Annotated in this window: 27 protein-coding genes; 15 read left to right on the forward strand and 12 right to left on the reverse strand. The window is 71.9% G+C overall.

Annotated elements, in window-relative coordinates:
* Positions 1-5: 5 nt before the first annotated feature.
* On the reverse strand, positions 6-281 hold the full coding sequence (locus tag K1T35_RS08840; RefSeq protein WP_220259676.1) for a hypothetical protein: 276 nt from the start codon (positions 279-281) through the stop codon (positions 6-8).
* A gap of 65 nt (positions 282-346) precedes the next feature.
* Here K1T35_RS08840 and K1T35_RS49725 point away from each other — a divergent pair, with 65 nt between their 5' ends.
* Complete coding sequence (locus tag K1T35_RS49725; protein WP_370645329.1) at positions 347-457, forward strand: hypothetical protein; 111 nt, start codon at positions 347-349, stop codon at positions 455-457.
* A 4-nt stretch (positions 458-461) separates the two neighbouring features.
* Here the strand turns inward: K1T35_RS49725 and K1T35_RS08845 are convergent, their stop codons facing one another.
* Together K1T35_RS08845 and K1T35_RS08850 are read right to left on the reverse strand one after the other, a co-directional pair.
* On the reverse strand, positions 462-1,430 hold the full coding sequence (locus K1T35_RS08845) for a methyltransferase (protein WP_220259677.1): 969 nt from the start codon (positions 1,428-1,430) through the stop codon (positions 462-464).
* Positions 1,431-1,542: 112 nt separating this feature from the next.
* Complete coding sequence (locus tag K1T35_RS08850; protein WP_220259678.1) at positions 1,543-1,779, reverse strand: hypothetical protein; 237 nt, start codon at positions 1,777-1,779, stop codon at positions 1,543-1,545.
* A gap of 353 nt (positions 1,780-2,132) precedes the next feature.
* Here K1T35_RS08850 and K1T35_RS08855 point away from each other — a divergent pair, with 353 nt between their 5' ends.
* The 3 genes from K1T35_RS08855 (at position 2,133) to K1T35_RS08865 (ending at position 6,105) form a co-directional block, all read left to right on the forward strand.
* On the forward strand, positions 2,133-3,668 hold the full coding sequence (locus tag K1T35_RS08855) for an FAD-binding oxidoreductase (protein WP_255621714.1): 1,536 nt from the start codon (positions 2,133-2,135) through the stop codon (positions 3,666-3,668).
* Between the two features lie 128 nt (positions 3,669-3,796).
* Positions 3,797-4,888: a LuxR C-terminal-related transcriptional regulator gene (locus tag K1T35_RS08860; protein ID WP_220259680.1), complete on the forward strand. Its 1,092-nt coding sequence runs from the start codon at positions 3,797-3,799 to the stop codon at positions 4,886-4,888.
* Positions 4,889-4,995: 107 nt separating this feature from the next.
* Positions 4,996-6,105, forward strand: coding sequence for a D-alanine--D-alanine ligase family protein (locus tag K1T35_RS08865; protein ID WP_220259681.1), 1,110 nt, complete (start codon positions 4,996-4,998; stop codon positions 6,103-6,105).
* 168 nt (positions 6,106-6,273) lie between these two features.
* Here the strand turns inward: K1T35_RS08865 and K1T35_RS08870 are convergent, their stop codons facing one another.
* The 4 genes from K1T35_RS08870 to K1T35_RS08885 form a co-directional block, all read right to left on the reverse strand.
* The gene (locus K1T35_RS08870) at positions 6,274-7,365 is read right to left on the reverse strand and encodes a tartrate dehydrogenase (protein WP_220259682.1); all 1,092 of its coding nucleotides are present in this window, start codon (positions 7,363-7,365) and stop codon (positions 6,274-6,276) included.
* A gap of 93 nt (positions 7,366-7,458) precedes the next feature.
* Positions 7,459-8,121, reverse strand: a complete 663-nt coding sequence (locus K1T35_RS08875; RefSeq protein WP_220259683.1) for a metal-dependent transcriptional regulator — start codon at positions 8,119-8,121, stop codon at positions 7,459-7,461.
* A gap of 24 nt (positions 8,122-8,145) precedes the next feature.
* Entirely contained in the window at positions 8,146-8,703 is a 558-nt protein-coding gene (locus tag K1T35_RS08880) for a DUF3515 domain-containing protein (RefSeq protein ID WP_220259684.1), read from the reverse strand.
* Positions 8,704-8,715: 12 nt separating this feature from the next.
* Complete coding sequence (locus tag K1T35_RS08885; protein ID WP_220259685.1) at positions 8,716-8,952, reverse strand: Lrp/AsnC ligand binding domain-containing protein; 237 nt, start codon at positions 8,950-8,952, stop codon at positions 8,716-8,718.
* A 70-nt stretch (positions 8,953-9,022) separates the two neighbouring features.
* Between K1T35_RS08885 and K1T35_RS08890 the strand changes: the two genes are divergently transcribed.
* Both K1T35_RS08890 and K1T35_RS08895 read left to right on the forward strand, forming a co-directional pair.
* On the forward strand, positions 9,023-10,009 hold the full coding sequence (locus K1T35_RS08890; RefSeq protein WP_220259686.1) for a thiamine-phosphate kinase: 987 nt from the start codon (positions 9,023-9,025) through the stop codon (positions 10,007-10,009).
* Between the two features lie 62 nt (positions 10,010-10,071).
* Positions 10,072-10,887, forward strand: a complete 816-nt coding sequence (locus tag K1T35_RS08895) for a DUF427 domain-containing protein (protein ID WP_220259687.1) — start codon at positions 10,072-10,074, stop codon at positions 10,885-10,887.
* Positions 10,888-10,890: 3 nt separating this feature from the next.
* Here the strand turns inward: K1T35_RS08895 and K1T35_RS08900 are convergent, their stop codons facing one another.
* The gene (locus K1T35_RS08900) at positions 10,891-11,694 is read right to left on the reverse strand and encodes a hypothetical protein (protein WP_220259688.1); all 804 of its coding nucleotides are present in this window, start codon (positions 11,692-11,694) and stop codon (positions 10,891-10,893) included.
* Between the two features lie 179 nt (positions 11,695-11,873).
* On the opposite strand from K1T35_RS08900, the gene K1T35_RS08905 reads away from it, so the two are divergent.
* From K1T35_RS08905 to K1T35_RS08920, 4 genes are read left to right on the forward strand one after another with little or no spacing between them, the layout of a single operon-like run.
* Positions 11,874-13,175: an ABC transporter substrate-binding protein gene (locus tag K1T35_RS08905; protein WP_220259689.1), complete on the forward strand. Its 1,302-nt coding sequence runs from the start codon at positions 11,874-11,876 to the stop codon at positions 13,173-13,175.
* Positions 13,172-14,050, forward strand: coding sequence for a carbohydrate ABC transporter permease (locus K1T35_RS08910; RefSeq protein WP_220259690.1), 879 nt, complete (start codon positions 13,172-13,174; stop codon positions 14,048-14,050). The genes K1T35_RS08905 and K1T35_RS08910 overlap by 4 nt, the downstream gene beginning before the upstream one ends.
* Positions 14,050-14,940 carry a carbohydrate ABC transporter permease gene (locus tag K1T35_RS08915; protein WP_220259691.1) on the forward strand — a complete coding sequence of 297 codons (891 nt, stop codon included), beginning with the start codon at positions 14,050-14,052 and terminating at the stop codon, positions 14,938-14,940. The genes K1T35_RS08910 and K1T35_RS08915 overlap by 1 nt, the downstream gene beginning before the upstream one ends.
* A complete protein-coding gene (locus K1T35_RS08920) occupies positions 14,937-17,582 on the forward strand; it encodes a hypothetical protein (RefSeq protein ID WP_220259692.1) in 2,646 nt (881 codons plus the stop codon). Before K1T35_RS08915 ends, K1T35_RS08920 begins: the two co-directional genes overlap by 4 nt.
* A gap of 11 nt (positions 17,583-17,593) precedes the next feature.
* On the opposite strand, the gene K1T35_RS08925 is transcribed toward K1T35_RS08920, so the two are convergent.
* Entirely contained in the window at positions 17,594-18,175 is a 582-nt protein-coding gene (locus tag K1T35_RS08925) for a TetR/AcrR family transcriptional regulator (protein ID WP_220259693.1), read from the reverse strand.
* 89 nt (positions 18,176-18,264) lie between these two features.
* Here K1T35_RS08925 and K1T35_RS08930 point away from each other — a divergent pair, with 89 nt between their 5' ends.
* Entirely contained in the window at positions 18,265-19,431 is a 1,167-nt protein-coding gene (locus K1T35_RS08930; RefSeq protein WP_255621715.1) for an MFS transporter, read from the forward strand.
* 70 nt (positions 19,432-19,501) lie between these two features.
* Here K1T35_RS08930 and K1T35_RS08935 read toward each other — a convergent pair whose 3' ends face one another.
* Entirely contained in the window at positions 19,502-20,215 is a 714-nt protein-coding gene (locus K1T35_RS08935) for an alpha/beta fold hydrolase (protein WP_220259695.1), read from the reverse strand.
* A 181-nt stretch (positions 20,216-20,396) separates the two neighbouring features.
* On the opposite strand from K1T35_RS08935, the gene K1T35_RS08940 reads away from it, so the two are divergent.
* From K1T35_RS08940 to K1T35_RS08955, 4 genes are read left to right on the forward strand one after another with little or no spacing between them, the layout of a single operon-like run.
* A complete protein-coding gene (locus K1T35_RS08940; protein WP_255621716.1) occupies positions 20,397-21,815 on the forward strand; it encodes an ABC transporter substrate-binding protein in 1,419 nt (472 codons plus the stop codon).
* A 3-nt stretch (positions 21,816-21,818) separates the two neighbouring features.
* Complete coding sequence (locus K1T35_RS08945; protein WP_220259696.1) at positions 21,819-22,850, forward strand: ABC transporter ATP-binding protein; 1,032 nt, start codon at positions 21,819-21,821, stop codon at positions 22,848-22,850.
* 4 nt (positions 22,851-22,854) lie between these two features.
* The gene (locus tag K1T35_RS08950; protein ID WP_220259697.1) at positions 22,855-23,763 is read left to right on the forward strand and encodes a carbohydrate ABC transporter permease; all 909 of its coding nucleotides are present in this window, start codon (positions 22,855-22,857) and stop codon (positions 23,761-23,763) included.
* On the forward strand, positions 23,763-24,644 hold the full coding sequence (locus tag K1T35_RS08955) for a carbohydrate ABC transporter permease (protein ID WP_220259698.1): 882 nt from the start codon (positions 23,763-23,765) through the stop codon (positions 24,642-24,644). The genes K1T35_RS08950 and K1T35_RS08955 overlap by 1 nt, the downstream gene beginning before the upstream one ends.
* Before the next feature lie 147 nt (positions 24,645-24,791).
* On the opposite strand, the gene K1T35_RS08960 is transcribed toward K1T35_RS08955, so the two are convergent.
* Together K1T35_RS08960 and K1T35_RS08965 are read right to left on the reverse strand one after the other, a co-directional pair.
* Positions 24,792-25,004 carry a hypothetical protein gene (locus tag K1T35_RS08960; RefSeq protein WP_220259699.1) on the reverse strand — a complete coding sequence of 71 codons (213 nt, stop codon included), beginning with the start codon at positions 25,002-25,004 and terminating at the stop codon, positions 24,792-24,794.
* Between the two features lie 69 nt (positions 25,005-25,073).
* Positions 25,074-26,003, reverse strand: coding sequence for a zinc-binding dehydrogenase (locus tag K1T35_RS08965; protein WP_220259700.1), 930 nt, complete (start codon positions 26,001-26,003; stop codon positions 25,074-25,076).
* Positions 26,004-26,008 lie beyond the last annotated feature (5 nt).

Consider the following 26,008-nt stretch of genomic DNA (forward strand, 5'->3'; position numbering starts at 1 on the left):
GAATGTCATCGGCGCCATCCGGCGCCGTTCAGGCCCAGCTCGGCGGGGCGGAGCGGATCGGGGCCTGCCGAGCTGGTCGGGACCTGCTCCCGGAGCATCCACGGCCGGTTCCCGGCCCGGTAGCCCGATTCGAGGGCGTGGCGCTCCTTCGCCGTGTCGGCGGCCTGCCAGAACCCGCGGTGTGGATGCGCCAGCAGCCTGCCTTCCTTCGCCAGCGGTGCGCAGGCGTCGGCGTCGCGCATCCGCATCCCGTAGCCCCCGCAGAACAGCACGACCTTCACGCGGCGACACCCCTGACGCCCATGCACTCCTCCATCACGGCCCGTGAGCGCAATACGGGTTCGACGTGACGGCCTGGCCGGTCCCCGACGCACAGGTGCTCGCCACCGCGGTGGAGTTGGCGGTGGACGGGCTCACCACCGACCATCCGGACCGGCTCCGCACCCTGGTGTCGTGAGTGCCTAGTGACCGACGGTAGCTTCGATGATCGACAGCGGGCTCACGGTGCCGACGATGCGGTCGAGGGTGAAGCCGTTCGTCGCCAGCAGGTCTCGATACTCATCGGCTTCGCGTTCCCGGCCCGGCAGTAGGCCGAGCATGGTCAGGTCGATCAGCTTGATCAGGTGCGGTTCATCGCCAGGGGGAACGACGCCCTCGATGATCAGCAGCCGGGCACCGGGCTGGGCGGCCGCACGGATCGACTGCAAGATGCGGCCGCAGGTGTCGTCGTCCCAGTCGTGCAGGATGAAGCCCAGCAGGTAGATGTCGGCGGTGGGAACCTTCTCCAGGAAATCCCCGGCCACGGTCTCGATCCGATCGGCGAGCCCGTCGCGCGCAATGGAAGCGTCGGCGGCCGGGGTGACCGCGGGGAGGTCGAAGACGATGCCGCGGCGTTCGGGCCGGTCCTTGAGCAGGGTGCGCAGGATGCTGCCGTCCCCGCCTCCGATGTCCGCGATTACATCACCGGTGGGCAGCTCGTAGTCGTCGAACATGCCGGTCCGCAACCCCGCGGTGACATCGGCCATGGCTCGGCTCATCACTTCAGCTCGGTCGGGATCGTCGGCGATCCATTCGAAGAACGGCTTGCCCAGATACCGGGTCGTTCCGACTTCACCGGTCCGAACGGTGTACAGCAGCGTGCTGAACGGCAGGTAGTGGGTCTCCATCCAGAAGCGGATGAGACCGTGCACCGACTCCGGATGATTGCGCGACAGCACGGCGCCCAGCGGTGTCGTGCTGACATCGCCGTCGCGGGTGGTGAAGATTCCGAGTGGCGCCAACGTACGGATCAGCCGGCGCAAGGCCGGCTGGTGTGCGCCGGTGCGTTCGGCCAGTTCCTGGACGCTCAGCGGCCCGTCGTCGAGCAGGGTGGCGATGTCGAGTTTCGCGATCACGTACAGCGCCTGGGACACCTGGAAGCCCGCCATCATCTGGGTCATCACGGCGGACGGCGATGGCGCCGCCTGGTCGGGCCTGAGGTCAGCTGTGGTCACGATGGTCCTCCGTTCGGTATGTCGAGGATTCGAGTGATGGCACGCACCCTCACCGCAGATCGGCTCGTTTCTGTCGCCGGCGCCACGTTCCCCGCAGCGCTCGACCGTGGTCCCACAACCGCGACCACAACCGGTGACGGTGGTGCGGGCGCTCGTCGGGCACCGTGAGCGCGACCGCGCGGGGCCGGGAATGGGCGGTGGCCAGCGGCCGGCCGTCCAGCAGCACCAGCCACGCCCCGCACAGGCAGCGGGCATAGCCGACCGCGCCCGCAGACGTTCGATGCATGGACCGGACCTGCGCCTTGTGCCCCCCGCCGATGATGATCACGTCATATGTCTCCAAGGGGCGTCTCCTCACGCTGGTGGGCCGTCGAGCCACCGCTCGAGCGCGCGCCCGGGGTGCGCCGCCGACGGCTCCGATGCGTCCACTCCGACCCACCGTCGCCGCACCGGCCGAGCGAACCAATCCCGTGCGTGAGGGGGTTCGGCCGCGACCGAGACCCCAGATGCGGGACCCCCTGGGCGGGGGACGAGCGGTGTGCCGGAACCGCGAGTCGACGGGATGGGTCTCGCCTGCGGCGGCGGCAAGAGTTCCCAGCGAGCCCGGCTACGTGGCCGGGACCGACCAGAGGGGGACTCGTGGGTTTCGACAACCGCACTTCCCGGAGGGAGTTGTTGCGGCACTTCGGCGCGGCGACCGGGCTGGCCGCCGCGAGCGCGCTGTCGGCTTGCGGCGTCCAAGGCGCTGCCGGATCGCCCGGTCTGCCGGCGTGGCTATCCGCCGTGGAGGCCCAGCATTCGGTCAGGGAGCTCGCCGACCGGGTACGGGGTCCGGTGCTGGTGCCCGGCGGTCAGGGGTACGACGCCGAGTGCGCGGGCTTCAACCAGAGCGTCCAGCACCTTCCGGCGTTGATCGTGGGCGCGACGGACGTGGCGGACGTGCGGGCGGCGGTGGAGTTCGCGGCGTCGCACAACCTGCCGGTCGCGGTGCAGACCACCGGGCACGGGCCGTCCGTGCCGGCCGACGGCGCGCTGCTGATCAACACTCGGCGGATGACCGGAGTGCGGGTGGACCCGGTCACCCGGACCGCTCGCGTGGCGGCCGGGGTGCGCTGGGAGCAGGTGATCCGGGAGGCGGCGGCCTACGGGCTGGCTCCGCTCAACGGGTCATCGCATCTGGTGGGCGTGGTGGGCTACACCCTCGGGGGTGGGATCGGCCCACTTGCCCGTGCCTACGGCTACGCCGCCGACCGGGTACGCGAGATCGAGGTGGTGACCGCCGACGGGCAACTTCGGCGAGCCTCGGAGGAGCAACATCCTGACCTGTTCTGGGCGTTGCGCGGCGGCAAGGGCAACTTCGGCGTGGTCACGTCGATGGAGTTCGACCTGGTGCCGGTGGGCCGGCTGTACGGCGGCGGGCTCTTCTTCCCGAGCGAGCGAGCGGCCGAGGTACTGCACGCTTACCGGGAGTGGACGCGGAGCATGCCGGAGGCGATGACGTCATCGGCGGCGCTGATCCGGTTTCCGCTGTTGCCCGAGATCCCGGCGCCGCTGCGGGGGCGGTTCGCGGTGCACGTGCGCATCGCCTTCCTGGGCGCGCCCGATGAGGGCGAGCTGCTGGTCCGCTCGCTGCGCGCCGTGGCGCCGAGGATCGTCGACACGGTCGCCGACATGCCGTACACCGACGTCGCATCGATCCACAGCGACCCCACCGAGCCACTTCCGGCCTACGAGCGCTCGCTGATGCTGGCCGAGTTCGGGTCCGACACGGTGGACACCTTGATCAAGCTCGCCGGCCCGGACAGCGACGGTTCACTGATGATGGTCGAGGTGCGTCACCTCGGCGGCGCGCTGTCGCGTCCGCCCTCGGTGCCGAACGCGGTCGGCAACCGCGATGCCGAGTACTTGGTCTTCGCGCTGACCGCGGCACCACCCGACCAAGCCGGCAAGGCGACGGCGGAAATCGACCAGTTGATCAATGCCATGACGCCGTGGGGCACCGGCCAGAGCTATCTGAACTTCATGGGCGGTCTCGACGCGTCCCGGGAACGGACTCGACGAGCGTACGACCCGGGGAGCTACGAGCGGCTCACCGCGATCAAGACCACATACGACCCGCAGAACCGGTTCCGAATCAATCACAATATCCCGCCGCGCCCCGGAACCGGTGGCTGACCGAGCGCCCAGCCGTCCAGCACTGTGACCCGGTCCGTCTGGCGTAGCGCTCGGCGAAGATCCTGGCCACGTAATCCCCTCAGTTGCGGGATGGCGCATCCTGACGCTCGCCGCCACTCTGGCTGAACATGTGCGCTTACGCTCCAGCCGGCGCCGACCTGATCGCCCGGGCCTGGCGAGCCGAGGACCTCGGGCAGCTGTTCACTGATGCGTCGGTCCGGCTGCACCGCATGCTGCCCTTCGAGGCAGCGGTATGGCGGGCCGCCGACCCGGTCACCGCGCTGGTGGCGGCTCCGGTACGCACGGAACACATCGGTGGGAAGCACTGCGCCGCCTACTGGGAGTCGGAGCTGCTGGACGAGGACGTCAACCGGTTCCGCGAACTGGCCCGATCGGTCAGCCCCGCCGCGTCCTTGCGCATCAGCACCGAAGACCGGCCGGGCCGGAGCGCCTGCTACCGGTACTTCATGCAGCCCCTTGGCCTCGGCGACGAGCTGCGTGTCGTGCTGCGTGCGGGCAACAGGCCTTGGGGCCTCGTCAGCCTCTTCCGGGAACGCGGCAGCCGACCGTTCAGCCAGGCCGACACCGAGTTGGTCGCGGCCCTGTCCACCCCGTTGGGCCGAGCGGTCCGCGCCCACCTCCAGAGCGGCTCGGGCGAGCCGGCCGACGCCGAGCCGGACGGTCCCGGACTACTGCTGTTCGACGCGGACGGCGCGCTGACCGGGTACAACGACGAGGCTCGCCAGTGGCTGGCCCAGATGCCGCGCCAGCCCACGGTGCCGAATCCATCCGCCATCGCCCTTCCCAGCTGGGTGATCGGCGCCGTCGCCCAGGCGCGCGCGATCGCCACCGAGCGCGATCACGGCCCGGCCCGGGTCCGGGTCCGAACGCGTGGCGGCCGCTGGCTGGTCTGCCACGCCTCCTGCGTGCGGACCTCGGCCGGTGAGACCGGCCAGACCGCCCTGGTGATCGAGCCGGCGGCGCGATCCGACATCGCCTCGATCCTGGCCGCCGCGCATCAACTGTCCTCCCGCGAGCTCGAGATCACCCGTCTGATCACGCGCGGTGTGCCCACCCAGGACATCGCGGCACAGCTGTTCATCTCCCCGCACACCGTCCGTGACCACATCAAAGCGATCTTCGACAAGACCGCAGTGCACAGCCGAGGCGCGCTGGTCGCCAAGTTCCACAGTGCCTGCGCTGCCCCGGAACGAGAGTGAGGCGAGAGGTCGGTCGAGGACACACCGGCAGTTCTCGGGTCATCGCGCGGCCGACACGCCGTGCCCGCGTCCGAGGGGCGGGCGGGTAGCGCCTACCCTCGGGCGCCATGACGCAAAAGGTGCGGGTGGCGGTCGTTTTCGGGGGTCGGAGCAGCGAGCACGCCATCTCCTGCGTCTCCGCCGGCGCCGTGATGTCGCACCTGGACCCCGAGCGCTTCGAGGTCGTCCCGGTCGGCATCACCCCCGACGGCGCCTGGGTGCTGGGCACCTCCGACCCGCGGGAGCTGGTGATCTCGAACCGCGCCCTGCCGTCGGTCGAGGCTGGAGGCACCGCGCTCGCGCTGCCCGGCGACCCGACCCGTGGCGGGCTCGTCGTCCTCGACCCCGACCGGGCGGGCGAGGTGTTCTCCGGCGTCGACGTCGTGTTCCCCGTGCTGCACGGTCCCTTCGGCGAGGACGGCACGATCCAGGGCCTGCTCGAGATGGCGGGCCTGCCCTACGTCGGGGCGGGCGTGCTCGCGAGCGCGGCGTCCATGGACAAGGAGTACGCGAAGAAGCTCCTCGCAGCCGAGGGCATCCCGGTGGGCGACCTCGTCGTGCTGCGCCGCGGCAGGGCCACGCTCACCCTCGACGAGCGGGAGCGGCTCGGGCTGCCGGTCTTCGTCAAGCCGGCGCGCGCCGGCTCGTCAGTGGGGATCACCCGCGTCACGGACTGGGCAGGCCTCGATGCCGCCATCGCCACCGCCCGCGAGCACGACCCGAAGGTGCTGGTGGAGGCCGCGATCGTCGGGCGCGAGGTCGAGTGCGCCGTGCTGGAGTTCCCCGACGGCACCGTGCGCGCCAGCGTCCCGGCGGAGATCCGGATCGTCGGCACCGGCCCGGACGGCCGTACACCCGAGTTCTACGACTTCGAGGCCAAGTACCTCGACGACGTCTGCGAGTTCGACATCCCCGCCAAGCTCGACGACGCGGTGGCCGAGCGGCTGCGCGCGATGGCCATCGCCGCGTTCCACGCCGTCGACGGGCAGGGCCTCGCCCGCGTCGACTTCTTCGTCGGGCCGGAGGGCGAGCTGACCCTCAACGAGGTCAACACGATGCCCGGCTTCACCCCGATATCGATGTACCCGCGGGCGTGGGCGGTCACGGGCATCGACTTCGAGTCGCTCCTGACGACGCTGGTGGAGACGGCGCTCGCCCGCGGCACCGGCCTGCGCTGATCGTCCGGTGGTCGAGTAGGCCGGCGCCCCAGCGCCGGCCGTATCGAGACCACCACCCCCCGAGACCGGCATGTGGTCTCGATACGCGCCGGCCCTGGCGGGCCGGCGCTACTCGACCACCGGAGGAGGGGGTAGGCGCTGCTCGATCTGCGAGTGTGCCGGGAGGGTTCAGAGGCCGAGGCGTTCGATGACCGCCGCGACCACCTGATCGGTGGTGGCGGTTCCGCCCACGTCGCGGGTGAGCACGCCGGCGCCGGTGGTGGCGTCGATGGCCTTGCGCAGCCGCTCGGCCTCGTCGGGTAGGCCGAGGTGGTCGAGCATGAGGGCGGCGCTGCCGATGGCGCCGATCGGGTTGGCGAGGCCATGGCCCGCGATGTCGGGTGCGGAGCCGTGCACGGGCTCGAACATCGACGGGAACCGGCGCTCCGGGTTGAGGTTCGCGCTGGCGGCGAGGCCGAGGCTGCCGGCGAGGGCCGAGCCGAGGTCGGAGAGGATGTCGGCGTTCAGGTTGGACGCGACGACGACGGACAGGTCCTCCGGCTTCAGCACGAACTTCGCCGACATGGCGTCGACGAGCACGCTCTCGGTCTCGACGTCGGGGTAGTCCCGCGCGACCCGGGCGAAGACCTCGTCCCAGAGCACCATGCCGTACTGCTGGGCGTTGGACTTGGTGACCGACGAGACTTTCCTGCGCGGCCGGGTGCGGGCCAGGTCGAACGCGAACCGCATGATCCGCTCGCAGCCCTTCTCGGTGAACAGCGCGGTCTGAAGGGCGACCTCGTTGCCGGGGCCGCGGCCCGCGAGGTTGCGCCCGCCGAAACCGGCGTACTCGCCCTCGCTGTTCTCCCGGACGACCACCCAGTCCAGCTCGGTGTGGTCGGCCTTGCGGAGCGGGGAGACGACGCCGGGGTGGAAGTGCACCGGGCGGACGTTGGCCCACTGGTCGAAGCTCTGACAGATCGCGAGGCGAAGACCCCACAGGCTGATGTGGTCGGGCACGGTGGGCCAGCCGACCGCGCCGAAGTAGATGGCGTCGAAGTCGCGGAGCGTCTCGAGGCCGTCGGGGTCCATCATGCGGCCGGTCTTCTCGTAGTAGCCGCAGCCCCACGGGAGCTCGGTCCAGTCGAAGGCGAATGCGCCGTGGGAGGCGTCCGCGAGGGCGTCGAGGACGGCCCGGCCCGCGGCGACGACCTCGACCCCGACCCCGTCGGCAGGGATGGCGGCGATCCGGAACCTGCGCTGTTCGGTCGGTGCTGGCATGGGAATCAGTGAAGCCGCCGAGATACGCTGTGTCCAAGATGCCCTACCGATCCCGCCGATAGGCCGCGCCTATCCGTCCAGCTCCACGGGGTTCTAGGGCTGTTGGTGGCCGTGCACCAGGCGCGTCAGGGCCGGGCCCAGCGCGTGGCGTTGTTCACCCACCCGCACCCAGCGGGGTCCGCCGAACGGGGCCTGCTCCTCAACGGTCAGTTCCACGCCGGGGTAGATGCCCAGCTCACCGAGGTAGCGCAGGGCGGCGCTGTCGCGGTCGGACACCCGGTCCACTCGGAACCGGCTGCCGGCGGGCGCGGCGTCGAGCGGCTCGCCCCAGCCCTCCTCGTGTGGGCCGTCGCGGGGCGGGATCGGGTCGCCGTGCGGGTCGTGCGTGGGATGGCCGAGCGCGGCGTCGATGCGTTCCTCGAGCCGGTCGGAGAGGGCGTGCTCCAGCAGTTCGGCCTCGGCGTGCACCTCGTCCCACGGCACGTCGAGCACACGGGCGAGGAAGGTCTCCAGCAGCCGGTGGCGGCGCACCACGCGCAGCGCGGCGCGCTCGCCGGACGCGGTGAGCTGCAGTGTGCGGCTGTCCGGCCGGGTGAGCAGGCTCCCGTCCTCCAGCCGTTTCACCATGGCCGAAACCGACGGCGCGGACACGCCGAGCTCGTGGGCGAGCTGTCCTGTGGTGACCGGCTCGCCGCGGTGGGCGAGGTGGTAGATCGCCTTGAGGTAGTCCTCGGTCGCCCGGGACATCGTCACCATGCCGGAATCGTATGTGGCGCTAGGTCAGCGCACAGCGACGGCCGTGGCGGGCAGCGTCTCGCGGATCACGTCGGACAGCTGCTGCAATGGCGCGCTGCCGGCGTCGACCGGGGTGGTGAGCGCGACGTAGACCGGTCGGTCCACCGCGATGTAGCTCACCTGGACGGGTTGGGGGAGTCCATCCTCGAGCTGTAGCCAGCGCACCCCGTTGACCTCGAGGAGCGCCGAGGTGGGGGTCAGCTCGGCCGGCCGGGGGAGCCCGCAACGGAGTACGGCTGGCCGGGGTGCCGCCGCCCACGCACGCACGCCGGGCAGGCTCGGGGCCTCGGCGATCGGGCGGGGCGGCATGGGACCGTCGGGGCCGTCCAGCTCCGCGGGGAGCGCGGCGAGCAGGGCGGTGCACTCCGGGCCGGTCGCGTCCGGCGAGTCGACCGGTGCCACGGCGAGCGGCCCGGTGTCGGGCGGGGGCGGCTCCCCGGTGCCGCGCACGCGCGCATTGATCGCGATCGCGGCCACCGCGACCGCGAGCAGCAGCGGAAGTGCGATCGCGATCACGACGGGCGGGGAGAACCGGGTGCCCACGAGCCGTCTATCTCAGGAGAGGTGCACCACCGGGCAGGTCAGCGTGCGGGTGATCCCGCTGACGCCCTGGACCTGCGCGACGACGAGCTGGCCGAGCTGGTCGACGTCCTCGGCCTCGGCACGCACGATCACGTCGTAGGGTCCGGTGACGTCCTCGGCCGACACCACGCCGGTGATCGCGGCGATCGCCGCGGCCACGGCGGCGGCCTTGCCGACCTCCGTCTGTACCAGGATGTAAGCCTGCACCACGGCGAGCCCCTTCCAGTTCGATCATCGGACGTAGGAGAGTCGGAAGCCGAACGTACCGGAGGTGACGCCCGTGACCACATCGCAACCGACCCCGACGGGCGAAGCGGAGGCGGAGAACACACTCGCGGGGATCGGTGAGTTCGGACTGATCGCCCGGCTGACCGAAGGCCGCGCCTCCGCGCCGGCCACGCTGCTCGGACCGGGCGACGATGCCGCCGTGCTCGCCGCGTCCGACGGTCGCGTCGTCGCGAGCACGGACGTGCTCGTTGCGGGCGTGCACTTCCGGCTCGACTGGTCCAATCCCGAGCAGATCGGGCGCAAGGCGGCGGCGGCCAACCTCGCCGACATCGCCGCGATGGGCGCGGTCCCGACGGGGCTGCTAGTGGGCCTCGCCTGCCCCGCCGACAGCCCTGTCGACGTGCTCAACGGGCTGACGGACGGCCTGTGGGCGGAGGCCCGGTCGGTCGGGGCTGGGGTGGTCGGTGGCGACGTGGTGTCCTCGCCGACGCTCGTCCTGTCGGTCACGGCACTGGGCTCCCTCGAAGGGCGGGAGCCGGTGACCCGGGGCGGGGCGCGTCCTGGCGACACGCTCGCCCTGGCCGGGCGCATCGGCTGGGCGGCCGCCGGGTGGGCGGTGCTGGCGCGCGGGTTCCGCTCCCCGGTGGCGGTGGTGTCGGCGCACCGGGTGCCGGAGCCGCCGTACGCCGCCGGGCCGCAGGCCGCCGACGCCGGCGCCACCGCCATGATCGACATCTCGGACGGGCTGCTCGCCGACCTCGGTCACGTCGCGCGGGCGTCCGGCGTGCGGATCGACGTGCGCACCGCGGCCCTGGCCGTGCCGGACCGGCTGGTCGACGTCGGCGCGGCGCTCGGGATCGACCCGATGCACTGGCTGCTCACCGGCGGTGAGGACCACGCGCTCGCCGCGACCTTCCCCGGCGACGTCCCCGATGGCTGGAGGGTGATCGGCACGGTGGCCGACGGCGAGCCGGACGTACTGGTGGACGGGCGCCGGTACGAGGGTGGCACCGGCGGCTGGGATCATTTCGTCCGCTGAGCGGAGCTTGCGGAGCGAGCATCGACGTTGACCTGCCCGGCACTGCGGGGCCACGGTGGGGTATGGCCGTGCAGATGTTCCCGCAGTTCGTGCGCCTGTTCGACGAGCTCCGCTACGAGCCGACCGCGAAGCGGATCCGGGCACTCGTCGACGGCGACCCGGTGGCCGACACGACGGGCGCCGTGGTCGTCTGGGAGCCGCACCGGGTGGTTCCGACCTATGCCGTGCCGGTGGCCGACGTCCGGGCCGAGCTCGTGCCCGCTCCTGCCGTCGACGTGCCGCGCAAGCCCGAGCGGCTGCGTGCGGGGTTGCCTACCGTGCTCACCCCGTCCACGGCCTTCGGCGCGCACACGACCGCGGGTGAGCCGTTGACCCTGAGGACGGCGGCAGGCGAGCGCGTCGGCGCCGCCTTCCGGCCGGCCGACCCCGACCTCGCGGGGTTCGTCCTGCTCGACTTCGCCGCGTTCGACTGGCTGGAGGAGGACGACGCGATCGTCTCCCACCCGCGGGACCCGTTCCACCGCGTCGACATCCGGCACGGCTCCCGGCAGGTGCGCGTGGAGCGGGACGGAGAGGTGCTCGCCGAGTCCGGCCGGCCGGTGCTGGTGTTCGAGACGTCGCTGCCGATGCGCACCTACCTGCCCCGGGGCGACGTACGGCTCGACCTGCTGGAGCCGAGCCCGACGCGGACGGCGTGCGCCTACAAGGGCGTGGCGTCCTACCTCGCGTTCGGCGGCAGGGACCTCGCGTGGACCTACGAGGCCCCGCTGCCCGACGCCCACGAGCTCGCCGGGCTGGTCTGCTTCTTCGACGAGCGGGTGGACGTGACGGTGGACGGGGAGAAGCGCCCGCGTCCCGTCACGCCCTGGTCGGACTGACCCTCACGGCGCGGGAAACCGCGCCGCGCGGACGCGTTGCAGCGACGCTGCCGTGCCCAGCTCGGTGCGGGCGAGGGGGTTCTGGTGGTAGAAGCGCAGCAGGTGGAACAGCAGCGCGGGACTCACCGCGTAATGCCCGGCGGGGAACTCGATCCCCGTCGCGTCCCGCCGTCGCCGGCCCGCCGTGGTCCAGGAGAACCGCTCGGCCCGCCTCCGCACGTCCCGCGCCCTGAGGAAGATGGTGCCCGTCGTCACCGCGACCACGGCCTCGATGTCGTCCCACGACGCGGCGAGCGACCGGCCGCCACCGCGGACATGCACCGTCTCCGGGCCGAGCCGGATCGTCGGCAGCGGGGCGCCCCGCAGGAGCACCACCAGCGGCAGTCCGGCGACGACGGCGCCGCAGCACAGGAAGAGGACTCCGGTGACCGCGCCCGCGGCCAGGTGCGCCGCCCCGAGCATCAGCCCACCGCCGCCGAGGGACAGCAGCCATGCACCGGCGGCCAGATGCAGCGCGCGGGGCTGGCGGACCCGCAACACCCGAGCCCCGTCGTCGTCCGTCGCGAGGTCGACGCCGCGGACCGCGGTCCGCGGCACCCTGCCCCGGACGATCAGGACGAAGAAGCCGCTGATCCCGACGCCGAGGAGGATGACGGACGTCGCGAACCACGTGCTGTCGCGCAGCCTGGGGATACTCGCCGTGATCATGATCAGACCGACCACCAGGGTCAGGACGGCCAAGCCGATATCCCGGAAACGGCTCGGCGGCGTCCACGCGGCCGGCAGGTCGAGCTCGCGAACGGACATCGCGCAGGTACCCCTCTCATCGGTGGCGCGAACCGTAGCGGGGGCGTCGGGGACCCGTCCCCGACAGTGATCAGGAAGACCCTTTCCCTCCGCCCGGGAGGACTGAGAGTCTCTCGGCGGATGCCGAGCCGCTCCGGGCAGCGGGGCGGCGGCATCCACCTCGAGGAGGAGGACGTCGGATGCGACTGTTCCGCGCGGTCACGGTCGCGTGCGCCGCCGCCATGGCGATCAGCGCCTGCGCACCCGGACAGCCCGCTGACGAACCGGCCGCCGCCGGACCACAGCAGATCGACTGGGCGAGCTTCCGTGGCCAGACCCTGGACTACCTGTACTTCACCGATGGTCCCGACGAGGCCGCCACCCGTGCCGTGATCGACCGGTTCACCCAGGAGACCGGCAGCACCGTCAACCTGCAGATCGTCCCGTTCGCCGACCTCGAGCGCACGCTGCAGGGGCGGATCGGCAGCGGCACGCCGCCGCACGTCGCCCGGGTGCAGACCTGGTCGCCCTACGCCGACTCGCTCGTCGACCTGAAGACCTACTTCGGGCCGGACTACCCCCAGCAGTTCACCCCGGGGCCGGCCGCCGCCGCGCAGGCCCCCGACGGCCGGATGCTGGGCGCCCCCAACGACCTGACGATGAACGGCCCGTTCGTCAACGTCGACGCGTTCAACCGCGCGGGGATCCCGCTGCCCACCGCCCAGGACCCGTGGACCTGGGACGAGATGGTGGCCGCGGCCACCGCCGTGCAGCAGGCGAACGGGATGGAGTCGGCGATCGCGATCGACAAGTCGGGGCACCGGTTGAGCACGGTGCTGAGCGCGTTCGGCACGGCGCTGATCGGGCAGGACGGGAAGGAGGCGCTCGACCCGGCGAAGGCCGAGGCGGCGCTGAACAGCCTCAACGGGCTGGTGCAGTCCGGCGCGATCCTCAAGGACTTCTGGCTGGAGCAGGGCAGCCGCTACCGCGGCGCCAACGAGCAGTTCCTCGCCCAGCAGGTGCCGGTGTACCTGTCGGGCAACTGGCAGGTCGGGCAGTTCGCGCAGAACGCGACGTTCCAGTGGGCCGCCGTGCCGAACGCCTGCGGCGAGCGCTGCGGCGGCTTCCCTGGCGGGAAGTACCTCGTCGCGTTCTCCGAGAGCAGCAACCCGGCGCTGGGTGCGGCGTTCGTCGAGTGGATGAACCGGGCCGAGGCGCAGCGCGCGATGTCGGAGCAGTCGTTCTGGCTGCCCACCCGCCGCGACCTCGTCGAGTCCGGAATCACCTACCCGTCCCGCACCGAGGACATGGGCGTCTTCCTCGCCGACGTCGCCGTCACACCTGAGGACACCTATGCGGCGAACGGCAGCCCGGCGTTCAACGGGTCGGCAAGGCTGTTCGTGGAGGAGATCAGCAAGCTGTTCGCGGGACAGCAGGACGCCGCGACGACGGTCACCGCGGTGAAGACGGGTGTGGCCGAGCTCGTCGAGCAAACCTCATGACCCGGAGCTGGACCGGTCCCCGGGTCGCCCCGTACCTGTTCATCCTCCCGAACATGCTGCTGTTCGGGGCCTTCACGATCTGGCCGGCGATCAACGGGTTCAACATCAGCCTGTACGACAGCGACAACGGCAGGACGTTCCGCTACGTCGGCACCGAGAACTACGCCGAGATCGTCTCCTCGGCGGAGTTCTGGCGGGTCGCCCGGCTCACCGTCGTGTTCGTGATCGGCCTCGTCGTGCTCACCACGGTGGCGGCCACCGCGCTCGCGCTGCTGCTGAACGCGCAGCGGCGCGGGCGCGGGGCGCTGCGGGCGGCGTACTTCGTGCCGTTCCTGGTGTCGCCGGTGGTCGTCGGGCTGATCTGGAACCTTGCCCTGGAGCGGCAGAACGGCCTGGTCAACACGGCGCTGCAGGCGGTGGGCCTCGGCGCGCCCGGCTGGCTGCTCGACGGCGGCCTCGCGATGGGCGTGATCATCGTGGTCGGGCTGTGGACGCAGGTCGGGTTCTACGCGCTGATCGTGCTCGCCGGGCTGCAGGGCATCGACAGGGGGCTCTACGAGGCCGCGCGGATCGACGGCGCCGGAACGTGGCAACAGCTGCGGCTGATCACCCTTCCGCTGCTGCGGCCCACCACGCTCGTCGTGGTGATCCTCGCGACGATCCACGCGTTCCAGGCGTTCGACTACATCTACACGCTCACCGGCGGCGGCCCGCTCGGTGCCACCACGCTGATCGTGCAGTTCATCTACGAGTCGTCGTTCGAGTCGCCGATCCGCTACGGGCTCGCGAGCGCGGCAGGCGTGGTGCTGTTCGTCGTGGTGTTCGGCGTGACAGCGCTCAACTACCTCGTCGGCCGCCGGCAGGAGGCGGTCTGATGGTGCTCGAACGCGCGGTGCCTGCCCCGCCGACGGGGGCCCCGCCGCGGCGGTGGACCTCGATCGGCGAGCAGCCGCCCGCGCCGGCCGCCGTCGTGCGGGCCACGGTGCTCGTCGCGGGTGCGCTTTTCGTGCTCGCCCCGATCGTCTGGGCCGTGCTCTCGTCGTTCAAGACGGCCACCGAGCTGGCGCAGCGTCCGCCGACGCTGATCCCGCAGAACCCGACCGGTGCGAACTACGTCGAGGCGCTCACGGCATTCGACTTCGGCCACTACTTCCTCAACAGCACCCTCGTCACGGTGCTGGCCACGCTGCTGACCCTCGCGGTGAACGCGATGGCCGCCTACGCGCTGGCGAAGTACAACTTCAGGGGCCGCGACACGCTGTTCCTCGTCACGCTGGCCACGATCATGATCCCGCTGCAGGTGATCTTCCTGCCGGTGTACCAGGTGGTGACCTCGCTCGGGCTGGTCAACACGCTGTGGGGGATGATCATCCCGGCCGCGGCGACGCCCACCGGGGTGTTCCTCCTCCGCCAGTACATGCTCAGCCTGCCCGACGACCTCATCGAGGCGGCCCGGATCGACGGGGCAGGCGAGTTCCGGATCTTCCTTCGGATCATCCTGCCGCTGTGCAGGCCCGCGCTCGCGGTGGTGGCGATCTTCTCGGTCATCTGGCGGTGGAACGACTTCCTGTGGCCGCTGATCATCGCCCAGGACGAGTCGGTGTACACGCTCCCGGTGGCGCTGGCGCGGTTCTCCGGGCAGCTGGTGGTGCCGTTCCACCTCGTGCTCGCGATGTCGGTGCTGTCGATCGTCCCGGTGGTCGTGCTGTTCCTGCTGCTCCAGCGCCAGATCATCGCCGGCATCGCCCAGACCGGGTTCAAATGACCGGTCGGACGGTCCACGCCCTCGACGCCGCCGGGTACGTCCGCGACTGGCTGGCGGGGCCGGCCTGGTCGACGCCATGCGACGATCTCGGGGAGGTGCTCGACGCCGACGGTGAACCGTGGGGTCCGGGCGGGCGGTGGGTGCTGACCAACGGGCCGGACGTCGCCCCGCTCAAGCAGCGCCTGTACGCCCGGCGGCCGCTGGTCGTCGACCAGGAGCTCCCGGACGTCGTCGAGGGCGGCGCGCTGTCGTGGGTGGCACCCGGCGCGGCACGCACCGACACCGGCACCTGGCGGCGGATGCGGACCGGACGCGACGGCCTCGTCGACTGGAGCGCGTTCTGCGCCACGCCGGAGTACCGGCACGCCGTGGCCGGCACCGTCCTCGAGGTCGACCAGGCCGAGTGGCGCACCCTCGAGGTCGCCTGCACCGGCCCGTTCGCGCTGTGGGCGGGCGACGAGCTGCTCGTCGCGCGCGACGACGTGTCCTACATGGAGCCGCTGCGCCACGAGGTGGCGGTGCGGCTGCGCTCGGGCACAACCCGGCTGCTGCTGGCCACATGGCAGGCCGCGTTCCGGGAGTGCCGGCACGTCGCCGCGGTGCGGGTCAGCGGCCTTCCGGTGCAGGTGGTGTTGCCGTCCCCTGGCGCCGACGAGTACGCCGCCGCGCTCGCCGAGCAGGTGCTCGACCGGGTCGCCGTGCGGTCATGGGCCGTGCCCGACGGGGTGGTGCGGCTGACCGGTCCCGCCGGTGCCGCGCTCACCGTGTCCGGCCCCGAGGGGGCCGTGACGCCGGTCGTCCTCACCGAGGGCCGCGCGGAGCTGCCCGTGGCGCGGCTGCGCGCGCAGGCAACGGCCGGGGCGTCCGTGCTGGAGACCGGCGAGAGGGCGCTGACCGTCCGCGTCGACGACCCCCGCTGCCCGGTACACCGCACCCTGCGGGTGGCGGCGTTGCCGGCGCGGCGGGCCGAGCCGATCGGCGACGATCCGGCGGTCTGGCGGGACGAGGTGCTGCGGCACGTCGCGGCCGGGGCGCCGGGGGTGGCCAGGGCGCTCGCCCGGCACGCGCTCGACGGGACCTCGCCGGTCCAGTCCGACCTCGCTCCCGCATTGCGCATGGTCGAGTCCAGGGCGGACTGCGCCGACTTCGAGGCTCTCGGGCTGCTTCTCCTCCTGCACCGCGTGCCCGGCGTCGACGAGTCGGTGGGGGATGCGCTGCGCGGCTTCAAGTACTGGATCGACCAGCCCGGCCTCGACGCCATGTGCTACTTCACCGAGAACCACCAGCTCGTCTGGCACACGGCTGAGCTGCTCGCAGGCGAGGCATGGCCGGACGCCGCCTTCCGCAACACCGGGTGGACCGGCCGCCGGCACGCCGAGCACGGGCGCGAGCTGGTGCTGGCGTGGATCCGCCGCAAGCTCGCCGGCGGGTTCAGCGAGTTCGACTCGAACGCCTACGTGGCGATCGACGCACTGGCGCTGGTGTCGCTGGTCGAACTGGCCGCCGACGACGAGGTGCGGCAGGTCGCAGAAGCACTGCTGGACATGCTGCTTCTCACGCTGGCAGCCAACTCGTGGCGCGGGATCCACGGGTCCGCGCACGGGCGCTCGTACACCCCGACGCTGCGTTCGTCCCGGCTGGAGGAGACGGCGCCGATCGTGTGGGCGCTGTGGGGGACGGGCGCCCTGAACGCGGCGGTGCTGCCGGCCACCGCACTGTGCCTTGCCCGCCACTACCGGCTCCCGCCGGTGGTACGGGCGGTGGCCACCGAGCTGCCCCCGCGGTGGAGCGGCCGCCAGGTCTACCGCGGCGAGCTGCGGTTCTCTTCCGACCTGCTCTCCCGCCCGTACGGCTCCGACCTGCACGTCTGGCGCACGCCCGACGCGATGCTCTCCAGCGTGCAGGACTACCGGCCCGGGCTACCCGGCCTCCAGGAGCACGTGTGGGGCGCGACCATCGGGCCCGAGGTGCAGGTGTTCGCGACGGCGCCGGCCGCCGACACCACCAGCTCGTCGGCCCGGCCGAACGCGTGGGCCGGGCAGCGGGTGCTGCCCCGGGTGCGCCAGCACCGCGACGCCGCTCTCGTGGTCTATCCGGAAGCACTCTCAACGCACCTGTGGTTCCCCGCCCCGCTGATGGACGAGGTGCGCACCCGCGGCCCGTGGCTCGCCGGGCGGGTCGGCGATGGGTACGTGGCGGTGGCCGCACCGGGCGGCCTGCGTCCGGTGACCGCTGGGGACGAGGCGCGGCAGGCCTGGCTCCCGCGCGGGATGTGCGCGGCGTACGTGGCGACGGTCGGGCGGCGGGCCGATGACCGGTCGTTCGAGGCGTTCGTCGCGGCACTCGATGATCCGGAGTTCGCCGACGCCGCCGACGGCCCGCTCGTCCGGTGGACGGCCCGGGACGGGCGGATGCTCGAGCTGGGCTGGTCGGGGCCGTTCCTCGTCGACGGCGCGGTCGTGGGGTTGGGCACCGATGGCCGTCCGGAGGAACCGCCGCTACTGGACAACCCCGCGGTCCGGCTGCCGCGCGGCGCCCCGCGGCTGGAGGCGAGCTGGGCCGGGCACCGGCTCGTGCTCGACCTCGGGAGCGGGCGCCGCCTGGAGCCGGCCAGCGGTGCGACTCGTCGATCCGCGGGATGACGATCCGTCGTTCACCGCAGCGACCGGACCGTGGTGTCGATCACGCCCGCGAGCTCGGCGGCTCCGTGGCCTGCCCTTGCGCGCACGCGTAGCCCGAGCACGAGGGTGAACAGTGACTCGGCGGTGGCGGTGACGTCGAGGTCGGCGCGCAGCTCGCCGTCGCGGAGCCCGCGTTGCAGGATCTCCTCGAGCGCATGGCGGGTGACGCCGAACGCGGCCTGCGTGCGCCCGTCGACGGCGGGGTCGTCCGCGCCGAGCTCCGTCGCCGTGTTGACGACGAAGCAGCCGCGAGCGGCGGCCCCCTCCTCCGGCATGTCGACCATCCGGATCAGCCACTCCCGCAGCACGTCGGGCACCGGGCCGGGGCGCAGCAGGTGGTCGCGCGCCTCCGCGGAGTCCGTGGCCCGGTAGTGGTCGAGGGCGCGCAGGAACAGCGCGTGCTTGTCGCCGAAGGTGCGGTAGAGGCTGCTCGCCGAGAGGCCGAGCGCTTCGCCGAGATCGCGCACGGACGTGGCGTGGTAGCCGCGGCGCCAGAACAGGTCCGTCGCGCGCGCGACGACGTCGTCCTCGTCGAACTCCCGTGGCCGCGGCACGGCCCGAGGGTACCAGTTGTGGAGCGTTCGCTCCCGTACTACGGTCTCGCCGGTATGGGAACGAACGATCCCAAATGGAGGTAGGACACGTGGCGCAGACTGTCGAGCGGGTCGGAGTGCGGCGGTGGGTCGCCGTGGCAGCGGTCGCCGTCGGGACGTTCCTGCTGGTCACGGCCGAACAGTTGCCGGTCGGACTGCTGACGCCGGTCGGCGCGGACCTGCGGGTGAGCGACGGCGTGGCCGGCCTCATGGTGACGATCCCGGGGATCGTCGCGGCGGTGGCCGCGCCGCTGGTGCCGGTGCTGGTGGGGCGGCTCGACCGCAGGGTGCTGCTCGGCGCGCTGATGGCGCTCATGACCCTGGCGAACGCGCTGTCGGCGCTCGCGCCGACGTATCCGGTGCTGCTCGGCTCGCGGGTGCTGGTCGGCGTTGCGATCGGCGGCTTCTGGGCCGTCGCGGGCGGGCTCGCCACGCGGCTGGTGCCCGAGCCGCACGTGCCGCGGGCGACGGCGCTGATCTTCGGCGGGGTGGCTGCCGCCAACGTGCTCGGCGTGCCGATCGGCACGCTGCTCGGTGACTTCGCGGGATGGCGGGTGGCGTTCGGCGCCCTCGGGGCGCTCGCCGCCGTCGTGCTGGTCGCGCTCTTCGCGCTCCTGCCGCCGCTGGTCGCCGACCGGCCGCTGCGGCCGCGGATGCTGCTCGCGCAGCTGCGCAACCGGGGTGTGGCCACCGGCATCCTGGTGACGCTGCTGGTGGTCACCGGCCACTTCGCCGCCTACACGTTCGTGAGCCCCGTGCTCCAGGAGCGGGCGGGCGTCCCGGCCGCGCTCGTCGGGCCGCTGCTGCTCGGGTTCGGCGCCGCGGGCATCGTCGGCAACTTCGTCGCGGGGTTCGCGGTGGCTCGCCGGCCGCACCGGACCGTGCTGGGAATCGTCGTCGCGCTCGCCCTCGTGCTGGCGCTCCATGCGCTGCTCGGCACGGGGGCCGTCGGCGGGATTGCGCTCCTGCTGCTGTGGGGCCTCGCCTACGGCGGTGTGTCGGTGAGCCTGCAGAGCTGGATGATCGTCGCGGCGCCGCGCGCCGTGGAGGCGGCCACGGCGCTGTGGGTGTCGGTGTTCAACCTCGCGATCGGGCTCGGCGCGCTGGTCGGCGGCCTCGTCGTCGATCGCGCGGCGCTGGTCGGCGTCCTGTGGCTGGCCGCGGCGCTGTTCCTACTGGCCGCCGTCGCCGTCCGGGCCGGCGCACGGGCGGCCTGACCGCCGCGAGCCGGTCCGTGCGCCGATCATTGCCATCTCAGATCCCGCGGCAATTGCGAGGAGTTCCGGATCAAGCCTTGAGCAGGGCCTCGGCCAGGCCTGCCGGATCGGTGAAGCAGGCCTCGTGGCTGCCGGGTGCGGGCTGTGCGGTGACGCCGAGCCGTTCCGCGAACCGGCTCCAGCCGTACTCGCCCGGCGGCAGGGCGATGTCGTCGACGCTCAGCACGTACGACGCCGGGACGCCGAGTGCCGGGTCGAGCGGCTCGACCGTCTCGGTGAAGTACTGGTACGGCTGCGGCACCAGTAGGTCATAGATCGCGCGCTGCACCGCCTCCGGCGCATCCTGCATGAAGCCCGACTGCCACACCTCGAAGGGCAACGTGACGGAGTTGTTGCCGGACGCGGCGGCCTGAGCGGCGAAGAGCTCCTGGTACGCGGGCGGGACCTCGTCGTGGAGCGATCGGCCGGCTGCGGGGACGAAGGCGCTCCAGTAGACGAGCTTGCGCAGGCGCGACGCCAGTCGTGGGGCCGCGGCCGTGATCGGGTAGCCGCCCCAGCTGTGGCCGATGAGCGTGACGTCCCGCAGGTCGGCGGCCTCGACGAACCCCACGATCGCGTCCGCGACGTCAGCCAGGGTGTGCCGCGTGGGGTCGTCCCCGTCGTGCAGGCCCGGGAGCGTGGGGGTCAGGACGCGGGCTCCTGCGGCCCGCAGGTGCTGCGCGACGGGCCGCCAGGCCCATCCTCCGTGCCATGCGCCGGTGATCAGCACAAACGTCTCGGCCATCGCGTCTCCTTCGACCGTGGTGGGAGAGGCCACATCGTGCTGCGTTGAAGCGACGGCCGTCAACTATCTGTCACATGTTGATCGGAATCGGTCGTAACGATCCCGTCCAATTCGTCCCGATCTTCGGCGCCTGGTCATACGCTCTCCCGATCGAGTCGACGACGCCTCGAGGAGCCACGTCATGCGGATCACGGAGTTCGACAGGCGACGATTCCTGCAGGCCACAGGCCTGGTTGCGCTCGGCGGCACGCTCGCGGCGTGCGGTGGCGGAGGTGAGGAGCCTCCGGGCGGCGTCGTGGAACCGACGAGGGCGGGGCCGCAGGGCACGTTCACGGATCCGGCATCCCGATTGTCCGGGGCGCTGTCGATCCTGATGTGGAGCCACTTCGTGCCGGCCCATGACGCGTGGTTCGACCCGTGGGTGCGGGAGTGGGGCGACCGGGTGGGCGTCCAGGTCACGGTCGACCACATCAACTACGCCGAGCTGCCCGCCCGCACGCAGGCCGAGATCCAGGCCGGGCAGGGCCACGACCTCATCATGCACATCGCCCCGGTGCCGCAGTACGAGCCGAGCGTGCACGACCTGACCGACGTCGTCACCGAGGCCGACAGCCGCCACGGCACGCAGCTGGAGCTCTGCCGGAAGTCCAGCTTCAACCCGACTACCCGCAAGTTCTTCGCGTTCACGCCGAGCTGGGTGCCCGACCCCGGCGACTACCGCACCAGCCTCTGGACGCCGGTCGGCCTGCCGAACGGCCCCAGCACGTGGGATGACCTGCTGCGGGGTGGCGCCGAGATCAAGAACAGCCAAGGGGTCCAGCTCGGGATCGGGATGTCCCAGGAGATCGACTCGAACATGGCGGGCCGGGCGCTCCTGTGGTCGTACGGCGCGTCGATCCAGGACGAGCGCGAGCAGGTGGTGATCAACTCGCCGGAGGCCGTCGAGGCGGTCGACTTCATGAGCCGGCTCTACCGCGACGCGATGACGCCCGAGGTCTTCTCGTGGAACGCCGCATCCAACAACCAGGGCCTGGCCGCCGGGCAGCTGTCGTTCATCCTCAACTCGATCTCGGCATGGCGGACCTCGCAGGAGACCGACCCCGAGGTTGCCAACGACATCGCGTTCACGCCGCCGCTGCGCGGTCCCGCGGACGCCCGTGCCGCCAGCCACGTCATGTACAACTGGATCGTCCCGACCTACGCCGCCAACCCGGACGCGGCGAAGGAGTTCCTGCTGCACTACACGGGCAACCTCGACCGCGTCGCCTGGGAGTCGCGGCTCTACGACTTCCCGGCCTACCCGGACGTCGTCCCCGACCTCGGCGCATGGCTCAAGGACGACCCGTACGGCGCGCAGCCCCCGGACAAGCTCGCCCTTCTCGAGAACGCCGTCGACTGGAGCACGAACGTCGGCTACCCCGGCCCGGCCAACACGGCGGAGGGCGAGGTGTTCGCGACGTTCATCATCCCGAACATGTTCGCAAGGGCCGCGCGCGGTGAGGTCACGGCCCAGCAGGCCGTTGCCGACGCGGAGGCCCAGATCCGCCCGATCTTCGACAACTGGCGCGCCAGGGGGTTGATCGGGACGGGCGGGACCTGAGAGGTGTACACGGTCGAGGTCAAGGACCTGCACAAGCACTTCGACGGGGTCCACGCGATCGACGGGATCGACCTCGCGACGAGCGAGGGCGAGTACCTGGTGCTGCTCGGGCCATCCGGATGCGGGAAGACCACGCTGCTGCGCACGATCGCCGGTCTGGAGGAGCCGACCAGCGGCGACGTGCTCATCGGTGGGCAGGTGGTCACCGGGCTGCCGCCGCGGGCGCGGCGGATTGCCATGGTGTTCCAGAGCTACGCGCTCTACCCGCACAAGACGGTGCTGGCCAACATCGTGTTCCCGCTGCGGGCGGCCCGGATGCCCCCGGAGGAGCGCGAGCGCAAGGCGAACACGGCCGCGGGGATGCTCGGCATCGAGCACCTGCTCGACCGCAGGCCGCGCCAGCTCTCCGGCGGCGAGCGCCAGCGGGTGGCGCTCGCCCGCGCGATCGTCCGGGATCCGACGGTGTTCCTGCTCGACGAGCCGCTGTCCAACCTCGACGCGAAGCTGCGGGCGAGCGCGCGCGACGAGCTGAAGCGCTTCCAGCAGGAGATCGGTACGACCACGATCTACGTCACCCACGACCAGAGCGAGGCGATGGGGCTCGGGGACCGGATCGCGGTGATGTCGCAGGGGCGGGTGCGCCAGGTCGGCGAGCCGGTCGAGATCTACGACGACCCGGCCGACACGTTCGTCGCCACGTTCATCGGGTCCCCGCCGATGAACCTCGTGCCGCGGGGCGACACGCTCGTCGGCTTCCGCCCCGAGCACCTGTTGCCGGTCGAGAACGTGCCCGGTGAGCGGGTGACGGCCACGCTCGAGGTGCAGCGCATGGAGTACCTGTCCGGTGACCGGCACGTCTACGGCATCGTCGACCTCGGCGAGGGACCGAGCCGGGTCATCGCCCGGCTGCCTGCCACCGTCGAGACGCCGATCGCGGTGGGCGAGCGGCACGACTTCGCGGTGCCGGCCGGGCGGCTGCGGTTCTTCGACGCGGCGAACGGGGAACGCACGGTGCCCGTCCGGCTGGGGCCCTAGTGTGATGTCCGCACCGGCACACCTCGCGCGCCGCCGTCTCTCCGACCGGGACGGCGTGCTGGCGTGGCTCTTCCTCTCGCCCGCCGTCGTCTACATCCTCGCGCTGGTCGGGCTGCCGTTCGTGCTGGCCATCGCGTTCAGCCTGTCCGACGTGACCGGCGGCGACCCGAGCTTCGACTGGGTGGGCCTGCAGAACTTCGAGCGGATCTTCGCCGACCCGGTGTTCTGGCGCTCGCTGCGCAACACGTTCGTATTCACCGCGGTGTCGATGCTCTTGATCGTCGTGTTCGGCAAGGTGCTGGCGAACGTCCTGATCGCGGACTTCAAGGGTCGCTGGCTGGTGCGCTTCCTCGTGCTGCTGCCCTGGACCACGCCGGTGGCGCTGTCGACGATCACATGGCTGTGGATGCTCGACTCGGTGTTCTCGCCGATCGACTGGGTGCTCCGGACCGCAGGGCTGATCCAGACCAACATGTTCTGGCTCGGCGTGCCGAACCTCGCGATGGCGTCGGTGATCGCCGTACACGTCTGGCGGCTGGTCCCGCTCGCGGCGGTGATCATGATGGCCGGGCTGCTGTCGATCCCGCGGGACGTGCAGGAGCAGGCCCTCGTGGACGGCGCGGGCTACTGGCGGCGGATGTTCGAGATCACGATCCCGCTCACAGCGCCCGTCATCGCGATCTCGGCGCTCTTCGGCGCGATCTTCACGTTCACCGACATGACCGTGGTCTACGTCCTCACGCGCGGCGGCCCGACCAATGAGACCCAGGTGCTCGCCAGCTGGGCGTTCTTCCGCGGGATCGAGGGGAGCGACATCGGGCAGGGCGCGGCGATCGCGCTGTTCCTGTTCCCGCTGCTGCTGGCGGCGGCGATCGCGATCCTGCGGGCGGTGCGGCGGATGGAGATCGGGTGATGGACGGTCTGGTCGTCACCGATGCCGACCGGCGGCGCTACGCGCGCCGGCACCGGGCCGGCCGGATCGCGCTCTACGCCGTCGCGGTGGTGTCCGCGCTGGCCGCGGCCGGGCCGTTCGTCTGGGCGGCGATCACCACGTTCAAACAGGACAGGGACCTCTACCGGCGGCGCAACAACCCGTTCGTCTTCAACGAGACGCCGACGAACGACCACATCGACCTGCTGTTCAACCGGACCGGCTTCGCCACCTTCGCGTGGAACACGCTGTGGGTCGGCGTGCTGGTCGTGCTGATCACGCTGGCGCTGTCGCTCCCGGCCGCCTACAGCCTGGCCCGGCTCGACCGGCCGTGGGGCGGCCGGATGGGCATTGCGATCTTCTTCGTCTACCTCGTGCCGCCCACCCTGCTGTTCCTGTCGCTGTCGCGGCTGGTGGTGGCGCTCGGGCTGCAGGACTCCACGTGGTCGCTCGTGGTGATCTACCCGACGATCACCGTGCCGGTCTCGGTGTGGCTGCTCATCGGGTTCCTCAAGACCATCCCGAAGGACATCGAGGAGCAGGCCATGGTCGACGGCTACAGCCGCCTCGGGGCCATGCTGCGGGTGGTCGCGCCGCTGCTGTTCCCCGGGCTCGTCGCCGTGGTCGTGTTCGCGTTCACGCTCACGGCGAGCGAGTTCATCTACGCGCTCGCGTTCATCTCGCCCAGCGCGGAGAAGGTGATCAGCACCGGGGTGCCCACCGAGCTCGTCCGCGGCGACGTGTTCTTCTGGCAGTCGCTCCAGGCCTCCGCCGTGCTCGTCGCCGTGCCCATCGCGCTGGTGTTCAACCTGTTCCTCGACCGCTTCATCGCCGGGTTCACGCAGGGGGCGGTGAAGGGGTGAGGAAATCGCCAACCTCCGCCACGACGGTTCCTGGGACGAGCAACTCTCGGCCGGCCAGGTGTAAGCCGGTGAACAGTTCCACGCAGGCGTGATGGTCATTGTCATCGACCAGGGCGGCGGCAACGATCGGTCCCGTGTCGCAGAGGATCACGCTGGGCGGCCGAACCCCTCATCCAGCAGCTCCTCAGACCGCGCTGCTGTATCCGTGCGCCCGGCGCGACCTGCGCCGAAGAACGCCGGTGGCCACGGTTGTGTCGACGCACTCTGCAGGTGGCGGCGAGCCGCAGCCAGCACCGCCGGCACCTGTTCATCAGGCAGGCGCTCGACCAGCTCGCGCAGCTCGTCACGCTCAGCACTCATGTCGACAGACTAGCCGTCGGGAATCAGCCCGCTGGGCTCCTTCGGCGTTCTCGGCGGAAGGCGTTGGGCTCAGCCGATCTCGAGCACCGCCTTGCCGTGCAACCGCCGCTCCAGCAGCGCGCCTGTGGCGTCGGCGACGTCCTTCCAGCTGCCGCGCCACGAGATCTGCGGGTCGAGCCGCCCGCCGGCGACGGCGCCCGCCAGCCATGCGAGGTCGGGGCCGACGTTCGGGCATTCCAGGAGGTAGAACGTGACGATCGAGCGGTCGTGGCGGCCCTCGTTGCCGAAGAGCGTGCCGAACGGGAACTGCTCGCCCTCGTCCGTCGCGTGCCCGACGGAGACCAGGGTGCCGCCCGCCGCGAGCCGCTCGTAGGCGGCCACCAGCTGCGGCCCGCCCACCATGTCGACGACGCCGTCCACCTGGCCTGCGAAGTCGCCGGGAGCGGCCACCACCTCGTCGGCGCCCAGCGCCCGCAGGCCGTCGCCGTGCCGCAGCGGGTCGCCCGTGCTCGCGACGACGTACGCGCCGCCGAGGCGTGCGAGCTGCACCGCGTAGCGCCCTACGCCGCCGGTCGCGCCCGTGACCAGCACGCGCCTGCCCAGCAGCGGCCCGACCCGGTGCAGGGCCCGCAGCGCGCTCGCGCCCGCCACCGGAACGGTGCTGATCGCGCGGAGGTCGGCGCCGTCCGGAACCACTCCCATCAGGCCGGTGTCGACGGCGCGCAGCTCGGCCCACGCCCCGGCAGGGGCGAGCGTGACCACCGGCGTGCCGGCCGCAGGCCCCGACCCGTCGGCGGCCGCGCGTTCGACGACGCCTGCGGCGTCCCAGCCCAGCACCGTGCCGTCCGGGGCGTTCTCGGGCCCGAACCTCACCTCGCCGTAGTTGAGGGACGTCGCGGTCACGCGCACCAGCGCCTGGTGCGGTGCGGGCACCGGATCGGGCGCGTCGCCGAGGCGCAGGCCACCGGGCACGGATCGGTCGACGAGAAGAGCACGCATGAACG

The sequence above is a fragment of the Pseudonocardia sp. DSM 110487 genome (genome assembly GCF_019468565.1).
Taxonomy (GTDB): Bacteria; Actinomycetota; Actinomycetes; order Mycobacteriales; family Pseudonocardiaceae; genus Pseudonocardia.